3 protein-coding genes are annotated in these 2,309 nt (G+C 71.8%); all 3 read right to left on the bottom strand.

All coding sequences use genetic code 11. The features are described from left to right. On the bottom strand, positions 1–953 hold a 953-nt coding region (locus tag P1P70_RS43575; protein WP_319247901.1), incomplete at its 3' end, for an EamA family transporter. Between the two features lie 76 nt (positions 954–1,029). Further along, a complete protein-coding gene (locus P1P70_RS43570; protein ID WP_413471689.1) occupies positions 1,030–1,563 on the bottom strand; it encodes a Clp protease N-terminal domain-containing protein in 534 nt (177 codons plus the stop codon). Positions 1,564–1,879: 316 nt separating this feature from the next. Next, on the bottom strand, positions 1,880–2,309 hold a 430-nt coding region (locus P1P70_RS43565; RefSeq protein ID WP_319247897.1), incomplete at its 5' end, for a PadR family transcriptional regulator.

Here is a 2,309-nt window from a genome sequence, read left to right as displayed (position 1 = left end):
CCCTTGCCCCGCGGCTTCCCGCCCCGCGCGGACCGCTGCGCGACGAACGCCCCGGCCAGCACCACCAGCCCGCCGACGAGCTGTGCCGCCCCCAGGTGCTCGCCCAGCAGCATCCATGCGAGCGCCGTCGCCACCACCGCCTCCAGGCACCCCAGGACCCCCGCCACCTGCGGAGACAGCCACCGCACGGCCATCACCCCGGTCCCGTAGGCGAGGACCGTGGCGATCAGCACCACCCACCCGAGCAGCAGCCACGCCGGTACGGCGGTCCCGTTCATCCACGCGACACCGCCGAGCACCTCCCACTGCATCCCCCACGGCCGGGACACCACCGTGAGCGCCACAGCTCCCACCAGCAGTCCGTAGGCGATGACACCGAGCGGGTCCGGCGCCTCGGCCCCCGCCTCGCTCCCCTGGTCGGACAGCACGAAGTACCCGGCCTGGCAACAGGCGGCCCCGAGCGCGAGCAGCAGTCCCAGCGGATCAAAACTCAGCCCCGACCAGATCTCGACGACACAGGCGAGGCCGCCGACCGCGAGCACGACCCCGACCGCCGCGGCGCGCGTCACCGGTCGTCGCTGCACGAAGCGCACCCATCCGAGAACAAGGGCGGGCCCGAGGTACTCCACGAGGAGGGCGACTCCGACGGGGATACGGGAGATCGACGCGAAGTAGAAGGCCTGCACACCGGCCACGGCGAAGAGCCCGAAGCCGACGAGCAGCGCGGGCCGCCGCCGCACCAGGTCCCGGTGCCGGACGGCCAACGGCAGCATCACCAGAGCGGCGCCCACGACCCGTAGCCACACCACGTGCAACGGGTCGAGCCCCGCCTCGATGAGCGGTTTGGCCGCCGTGCCGGATCCACCGAAGGCGACGGCGGACACGAGCGCGAGCACCAGCCCGACACTCCGACCGCGTTGTCCGTGACTCTCGTGAGACGTATGCACCGGCACATGATGACAGGCGCCGACAGGAGCGTCATCCCCGTTGACACCTGTCTCACCGACTGGACCGCAGGCGGGCGCGGCGTCAGAGGGCCTCGCCCGAACGCACGACCCGCCGCGCCACGGCACCGATGTCGACACCCACGGTGCCCAGCACCTCCACCGCCCGCGACCCGGTGGCCGCGACCAGCACGGCGAGCAGATCCACGCCGTGGGCCACCCGCTCACCCCGCGCCAGGGCACGGTCGTACGCCTGGCTCATCGCGCGGGCCGCGACCGGCGACCAGCCGGCCGTGCCCGGCGCCCCCGGGACGACTCCCGCGTCCTCGACGCCGATCTGCCAGCGCAGTCCGTAGCCGATGCTGCGCTGCACCAGATAGCCGAGCAGCCGGGCGACCTGTGGCCCGTCGAAGACGGCGCGGACGTCGGGGTCGGACTCCAGGAGCGCGTGCAGCAGATGGGCGGTGTCGATCTGCCGGTCCCCGTCCCGGAGGGCCCGTCTGCGCGCAGCGGCGATCACCGAGGTCAGCTCGTCCGTGAGCCTGCCCTCGATCTCCACGTGGTCCGGACGATGGTCTACGGCCGACTGCCGGGGAATGGGGGGTCGCACGCCCTCCACCCCATCAGTCCCACCACCCCCGGGACATCCACGACAGGAAGCATCTTCGTGTCCCACACAGGTTGCGTAGGGAGGACCCGCCCCTCCTCCCTACGGATGAGATCCGGCGATCACGCCCCAGGGGCTGATGGCGGGCACGCTCAAGGACTCCGCCACGGCCGCGCTCGACGAGTCCCTGCGCAAGCCGGGCGCACTCGTCGTCTGCCCGAAGCCCCTCCCCGCCACCCGCGCCCCGGCACACGGGAGTGCCCCTCGGAATCCTCCGAGGGGCACTCCCGCACCTCACCCACTCACCGCTGTCAGCCCTTCACCACTGTCAGCCCTCGTCGGCGAGGATCAGGTAAAGCTTCTTGCGGGCTTCGTTGATCACCGCCAGCGCCTTGTCGCGCTGATCCTTGTCGCCGGTCTTCCAGACCTGGCCGAACGCCTCCATCAGACCGAAGCCGGCCTGCCGGATCTCGCTCAGCGCCTCCCAGTCGACCCCGCGCGAGGCCTCTTCCCAAGGAGCCTCGGGCCCCTCGTCGGCCGCGGTGCGACCGGCCTCGGTGAGCGAGAACAGCTTCTTGCCACCCTCGGTCGCGCTGGCGATCAGCCCCTCGTCCTCCAACATCTGGAGGGTGGGGTACACCGAGCCGGGGCTGGGCTTCCACGCCCCGCCACTGCGCTCGGCGATCTCCTGGATCATCTCGTAGCCGTGCATGGGCCTGTCCTTGAGGAGGGCCAGGATCGAGGCACGCACATCGCCC

Source organism: Streptomyces sp. MB09-02B (assembly GCF_033794485.1).
GTDB lineage: Bacteria > Actinomycetota > Actinomycetes > Streptomycetales > Streptomycetaceae > Streptomyces.
The sequence above is the reverse complement of the archived record's forward strand: the minus strand, read 5'-3'. Positions and strand labels throughout refer to the sequence as shown.